5 protein-coding genes are annotated in these 7,359 nt (G+C 33.1%); 2 read left to right on the forward strand and 3 right to left on the reverse strand.

The features are described from left to right. On the forward strand, window positions 1-98 hold a 98-nt coding region (locus tag Q4Q55_RS08940), incomplete at its 5' end, for a hypothetical protein (RefSeq protein WP_303372474.1). Window positions 99-114: 16 nt separating this feature from the next. After that, the gene (locus Q4Q55_RS08945) at window positions 115-1,245 is read left to right on the forward strand and encodes a site-2 protease family protein (RefSeq protein ID WP_303372470.1); all 1,131 of its coding nucleotides are present in this window, start codon (window positions 115-117) and stop codon (window positions 1,243-1,245) included. 69 nt (window positions 1,246-1,314) lie between these two features. On the opposite strand, the gene Q4Q55_RS08950 is transcribed toward Q4Q55_RS08945, so the two are convergent. The 3 genes from Q4Q55_RS08950 to Q4Q55_RS08960 all read right to left on the reverse strand — a co-directional run bounded on the left by Q4Q55_RS08950 (window position 1,315) and on the right by Q4Q55_RS08960 (window position 6,931). After that, window positions 1,315-2,541, reverse strand: coding sequence for an FprA family A-type flavoprotein (locus Q4Q55_RS08950; RefSeq protein ID WP_303372471.1), 1,227 nt, complete (start codon window positions 2,539-2,541; stop codon window positions 1,315-1,317). A gap of 968 nt (window positions 2,542-3,509) precedes the next feature. Next, window positions 3,510-5,228: an MATE family efflux transporter gene (locus Q4Q55_RS08955; RefSeq protein ID WP_303372472.1), complete on the reverse strand. Its 1,719-nt coding sequence runs from the start codon at window positions 5,226-5,228 to the stop codon at window positions 3,510-3,512. Window positions 5,229-5,239: 11 nt separating this feature from the next. Beyond that, window positions 5,240-6,931, reverse strand: a complete 1,692-nt coding sequence (locus tag Q4Q55_RS08960; RefSeq protein WP_303372473.1) for an ATP-grasp domain-containing protein — start codon at window positions 6,929-6,931, stop codon at window positions 5,240-5,242. Window positions 6,932-7,359 lie beyond the last annotated feature (428 nt).

The following is a 7,359-nucleotide window of genomic DNA, read 5'->3' on the forward strand; positions in this document are numbered from 1 at the left end:
TTGAGGCGAACAGCTATATCATCATAGACGAAAATGATGAAGGATATCAGAAGGGAGATATAGTTGATGTTGTCTTCTTCGATTCGCTACTTTGGTAGGTAATGAGGCAGTTTAATGAATGGTATTTATTATTATTTGATAGCCTTTGCTATCATCTGGATATTGGCTTTAACGTTAAGAAATAAATTGGAAAAATACGGTGTTGAAACTAACTTTCCAGTTATAATGTGGAAAACTAAAAAACTTAGAGGGCTGATATCTAGAATTTCTAATTTTTCTCCAACATTCTGGCGATGGTTCATGAATGTTGGAATTGTTGTAGCCTTTGGGGCTATGATTTTCATTACATGGACATTAATAAGTTCACTTCCGTCTGTTTTTGAAACCCCTGCTGTTTCAATCGTTATTCCTGGAGTGGAAATGCCAGGATCATCAATCTATATTCCATTTGCTTATGGTTTGCTGGCTTTAGCAAGTGTTTTAATAGTTCATGAATTTTCCCATGGAATTCAATCTGTCGGTGAAAAGATTTCCATCAAATCAATTGGACTTTTGCTGTTTGCAATTCTTCCGGGCGCTTTTGTTGAACCTGATGAAGACGAGTTAAAAAAAGCTAAAAAATCATCACAACTTCGAGTTTATGCGGCAGGATCTGTTGCTAATATTTCACTTGCCCTCATTGCATTATTGCTTGTATCATTAATATCTGCAGGAATCCCAACTTATTTTGCCGAAGACGGTATTGCAATTGATAGGATTGTAAGTGATTCACCTTCAGATGGTATTTTAAAAGAAGGCATGATTTTAGAAGCTATTGACAATCATGAAATTAATAATTCTACAGATTACACAAACATTGTTAGTTCTTATCATCCGGGAGATAATGTAACGGTTAAAACAGACCAGGGTACTTTTACAGTCACATTGGATAAAAATCCAAATAATGAATCCCGAGGATTTTTTGGAATTCAGGCAAATAAACACTTTGAACTAATAAATAATAGTTTGGGTCCTATACCTTGGATTTTATTTGAGCTTGCCGAGCTATTTGAATGGGTATTCATGTTGAATTTGGGAATAGGATTATTTAATCTTCTTCCACTAAAACCTTTGGATGGAGGGCACATGCTTGAAATATTATTAAGTTATAAATTGCCTGAAAATATATGTAAACCAATTGTTAATGCTTTATCTGCGGTTATGGCTATGATAATCGTTTTCAGTTTGATGGTTGGTTTTTTATAAAAAAATGAAAATGTTTGAAAGAATATTTAAATTCTTTCAATATAATATTTAATCTGTTTTTTTTTGATTTTATAATTCTTTACATGCTTTAGCTAATGCAACACCTAATTCGTAGCTAGCTTCTTCTTCTTCAGCATTTGGTACAAATGTAATTTCCTGTGAGTCAATTACATCAAATCCGCAGTTATTCAATTCTTCAGCAAGCATTGCAGGTGTTCCTCCTTTTCCACCCATTGAACCAAAGGTAACTGCTTTTCTTACAATACCTGTTCTGTTGAAGAGCAATCCTTTTAAGTAATACATGATGTCTCCAATACTTGGGTATGGTACATCATTTATGGTAGGATCCCCAACAGCAATTCCTTTACTGGTCAAGATACTTTTAACGATTTCTGATCTTTCATCTTCATGCAAGAAGAATATTTCAACATCATAACCTTCAGACATTGCGCCTTCTGCAATTTCATGAGCCATTTGTTGGGTTGAGTAGTGCATAGTATCGTAAATAATTGTGATTTTGTCTTCACACACGCCAGTAGCCCAGTTTTGATAAGCTCCAATAATTTGCATTGGGTCAGTCCAGATTTGACCGTGAGATGGTGCAATCATTTTAATTGAATCAAGTAAACCTAATTCAACTACTTCATTTAATTTTTTAAGCACTAATTTTGAAAGCGGTGTAATTAAGTTTGCATAGAATTTTTGAGCAGCATCCATTAAGACGTATTCTGGAATTTCATCAGAGAATCTTTGGGTGAAACATAAGTGTTGACCGAATGCGTCATTAGGGAATAAGATACCAGTTTCATCTGCAAGTAAGGTAAACATGCTGTCCGGCCAGTGTAATAAGAATGCATCTAAGAATGCTAAGGTTCTTCCACCAACATCTAAACTGTCCCCAGTTCCTACAGTGACGAATTCTGCTCCTTCTAGTGAAGGATAGTGTTTTAATAATCCGTTTACTGCAATTTTGGTACAGTAAATAGGTGCTTCTGGGAATCTTTTGTGTAAATCCACTAGGACTCCGGAGTGATCTTTTTCAACGTGGTTTTGAATAATGTAGTCAACTTTGACTTCTCTTCCTTCTTGAGCAAAAGCGTCATCGATACGTGCCATCATTTCTTTTGTTTTTCCAGGATATGCATTGTCAATAATTGCCACTTCGTCTTCACCAAATACAATGTATGCATTGTAAGTTGTTCCGTCTAAAGTATAACCGTGATAGGTTCTTAAGTCCCAATCGAGAACACCAATCCAGTATACTCCTTCAGCTATTTTTTGAGCGTTTGCCTTCATTTTTAAATCTCCTTTTTTTAATCAATTCATGTAATGAATTAATAATAATTTGTATGATATTATTATATATAATTTTGTTTTATACGAAATGTTCGTATTTTTTTTCAAAATAATTTGCCTAATTAATTAAATTTTGTTGGTAATGTTATGACATTGACAAAATTAAATTAAACTTTTTAAACGATAACCAAGTTAAAAAAGCAATATTAATTGAATCTGTCTGACCTTCGGGACGAGGGGGATAGCTCGGTAATTCTAGGCTCATTAGAGTATACAGACCGTGAAGTAAGAATCCTCAACTTCTATAAAGTTGAGATAGTTCAATTCTTTGGCCATCATCAGAATAATATTGCCCGTGTAAGCGGGCATCTGAAAAATAAGCAGAGTTAATTGAAGGTTAGGCAGAAATTGCATGATTTGAAATAAATAAGCCTGAATATTGGATATCTCTTTAAGCCGTGAGTATCTATAGCAGTATTTTTTCATATCTTTTTCTTATTTCTTCTTTAAATTTATCATCTCTTAAATCGCCTTCCAGTTCATATAATCCGAAAATTACCATCTCATATAATACTTTATTCATTTTTTGCCTTTTTCGGTAAGGCAATATTCAGTGTTTCTTTTTGAATCGTCGTCGATGACTTTTTTTTGAAATCAGTCCCTGATTTTCCAGGCATTTTAAAGTGTCGGACAAAACGACATTACTTAATGTTTATAAACTCTTCAAAAATTTAATATATAAGATGGTTTGCCTAACAATCAAGGGATTGAATAAGATTACATATTATACTAAAAAAGTATTATATTATATAGTTAAAATCCTTACATGGATTACTTTTTCTGATATCTCTTTTAGACGTGTATCCAAGTGGTCAAAGGAGTAAGATTCAGGGTCTTAAATAGTTTCTACGAACGGTTTTAAGGTTGTAAATTTTTGTTGTCCTATTTTATGTGATATTAAAAATCATCTATTTTATTCTTATTACAATATTGTTCAAACCCAATATTTGGGAATAATCAATTTTTTGCGAAATCTTGTTTAAAATGGCGATATTTGAGGCCATATCTTCATCTTCCATTACATTTATGCACTCGCCAGAATATTTAATTGAAATTAGAATATATTCTCCGGTATCCCTAATAATCAGATCAATTAAATCTATCTTCTCGTTAATGCTGATGATATGGACAATCATATCTTCAATCGCCATACTTACAAGAACAGATAATCTGTCTTCATTAAATGATTTCTGGATGTTTTCAGATAATTTGATTGCATCCTCTACATTTCCATCAAGGGTGAATTCAAATACTGAGGAGTCTTCATGTTCTTTAATCAGGAAAAATCCTGAATATGCACCGTTGCTTTTACGGGCTATGATTTTGGAATATATGAAAATAAACAATAAGGTTGCAAATTCAGATACAACAAGAGAAGCCCAAAATCCTTCCGCTCCCCACAGATAAGTAAAGAGGTATGCAAACAGTACAGGGAAAATCAATCCCTGAATGAGAGTAACTATGTTTGCCAATTTATTGTATTGAACAGACTCTGCATAAAACATGTACAGGCTATTGACTGCAAATGCAATGAAACTAATGGAAAATATTCTTATCACGTTCATTATTGTAGGAATATCGGCAGGATTGTTTACATTAAATATGAATAATACTATTTGAGGGAACAAGATGAATAATGCTGAAAAGAATGCTCCAAATCCGATTACAATTTTAAGGGATCTCCGGGTTACATAATCAACACCGGTGTAATCCTCCTCCTTATAATAGACGGCAGCAATTGGTAAAATTGATTGAACAGTACCTAAAATAAAAATGTCCACTAAAAACATGGTGTTATAACACATATTAAATGCGGATAAACCTAAATCTCCTAAAATTCCAACAATTAAAGCATTTAAAAATACCAATCTGATTGTAATATATAATGGAACTGAAGAGCCTGAAAACCCGGCTTTGCAGATATCTGCTAAATAACCAATTAGCTCGGATGATTTAACTTTAATGAATTTTAAAGTCCTGTTTGATTTGAAGAAGTATAATGTAATGTAAATTGCTGAGACAACATGTCCGACAGTTGTTGCCATTGCCGCACCGGAAATGCCCAGATTCAAAAATTTCATCAAAACAACATCCAGAATGATATTGACCACATTACAAAGTAAAAATGCCCTAAATTGCATATTAATAAAGCCATCAGTTTTGATAAAATATGCTAAACATACCATATAACATTCAAATACAATTCCAAGGGCATAATAGTAAAAGTATTGTGTTACCAACGGTTTTAATTGAGTGGAATGACATAATAGCTGAACATAGGGTCCTTGAAATATTATTGTTGAGAGGGTTATGATTAACCCGACAATTATAATTCCAATAATCGAAATCGTGAAATATGCATTTCCTTTTTTCTCATTAAATTCTGCTTTTGCCATAGTGCATAAGATGCTGCCTCCCAAACCGATTAGCCAGTAGATAACATTAATAAAGGTAACAAATGGCTCAATACTTTGCACGATGGATAAATACATTGACCCCATGAACATGCTGATGAAGAATGCATCCACGAGGACGGCAAAATTGCCTGCTATTGAAACCATTAATGTTGGGAAAAACAATTCCCTGAACTTCCTGTTCAACAAGTCAAAATTTCGTTCGTATGTCATACTATCCAGATTTATATTCTTGATGCGATAATCATTCTATTTAATTTATGCAGTGGCATTTCTATTTTAAAATCCAATACTTTAACAAGCGCTTCTGCACCTAATCTAGAATTAGGCATATATTCATAGGTTGTTTTTGGAATAAAAATCAATCCGCCAAATTTGACCTTATCCAATATATTTAAGAATAATCGTGCAATTTCATCATCTTTTTTATCGACAAGGCTTCTGTTCAGGTTTATTACCACGCAGTTAAATTTTCCTTTAACATCGTCCAAGTTTTCTGTTGTGATTTGGGATAAATCTAAATCATCATATATGTTTTCAGTGACTAAAAGACATGTTCCATAAGGTTTGATGTCATTTATCAATGAAACAGTATCATTTTTAATTTTTTCTTCATCAATATCTACATTTTCATGCAATTCCTCACTTAAAACCAGTTGGAAGGCTCGTTTTTCAACATCCCTTAAAAAGTCAACATCTTTTTGAACTTGAAGCGGGTCTTCATGAACCAAATAAACAGTTCCTCCTACGGTTTCCAAATCCTGGGTTTTGTGGAATGTTTGAGGTTTTTTAATCGAAACGTCTGTTTTATAGAAACTTTTTAAATTAATTCCTAAAGAATTCATAGGGGATGATTTGGCAATTAGGTCTTTTGGTACAATGAAATTTTTTACAACTCCTTGGGCAAATGGATGATAGCCTTTCAAACGTTCCAGATTAAATTTTTTGGGATTTAGATAGCAATCAAGTGAACTGTCGGTTTCATGCTGGCCTGAAATCATATCCAGGAATTCTGCATCCATACTGCCCCCATGGGGGCGGCAATTCACTTCAATCAAGACGGGCCCTTTTTCATCAACCATATATTCGCCATGGACTGGCCCATATTTTATTCCTAAGGCATCAGCAACATCAAATGCATACTCAACAAGTTCCGCCTCACCGATTCCCAATTCATTAACAGTTATATCATAATCATATATATTTCCGCCTTCGGATGTTTTAATCTTATTGTATTTCCAAACTAGGGTTACTCGATGAACTCCATTGCATGAAACAGTATCAACAACATATTCCTGCCCGTTGATGCGTTCCTGAATGACGAGTTCTGTCAATTCATTTCCATAAACGCCTGTTAAATTGAATACTTCTTTTACCGCATCAATCATTTCCTGTCTGTCTGAGCACAGCCTCACACCTACAGATGCCGCACTGTACACTGGTTTTACTACAACTTCCTTTAAGTTTTCTTTATCATAATATTCAATAGCTTCATCCAAGGATCTGACAACCTGCCCCTTGATTGAACGCAGATTGTTTTTGACCAATCTGTTTTGCATTTCATTTTTTAAAGTTATTGCATCAATATTTTCTATGGGATTGCATAACAGATTCAAGTCATTCGCCAATTTTGTGGCTAGTATCACCCCATCCTCGGTACCTGGGACAATGACTGCCGGATCAAATTCTCTAACCATCTCAAGCGTTTCTTCATAGGAGTCTTTCTCATATATCAAATCAAATTCATTTTCTATCAATTCATATTCCCTTTTCACTTCTTCCTGATAAATTAATGCATCTTCGGAATCTCCAAAAGGCTTCATTTCTAAAACGATTGGATTGCAATTTCTATCAATAATGTCTTGGACGTAATTTTTGCCTGTAGACATGCACTGAACAATAATAATATTTCTCATGAAAAACACCTATCAAGTATATTATCATATATTTTATTATTTGATATATTTATAATTTAATTTGTTTTTTAATTGAAAAAATTCATAATATTCTGTTAAATGCAATGTTAAAAAAAGAATTCAGGTTATTGTGTGAATCGTAAGTATCTGAATCCCAAAGGCTTGACTTGGATGAAATATTAAAAATTAATTAATTTTTTTTTATTTTTCTTTTTTTGTGATTACGGTGAAAAATCGATAAGCATGCGAACTATATCATACGTTTTATACGAATTGTTCGTGTTATTTTTGGGTTTCTTTATATAAATTAAAGTGTTTTTAGCGATGAAAAATCAATAAGTATCGGAACTTTTTTATGTGTTTCATGTAAATTTCTAGATTCTTGAAAAAATAAGAAACATAAGAAACATAAATTTTTTTTATGTTTT

It is taken from the genome of Methanobrevibacter sp. (genome assembly GCF_030539555.1).
Classification (GTDB): Archaea; Methanobacteriota; Methanobacteria; order Methanobacteriales; family Methanobacteriaceae; genus Methanocatella.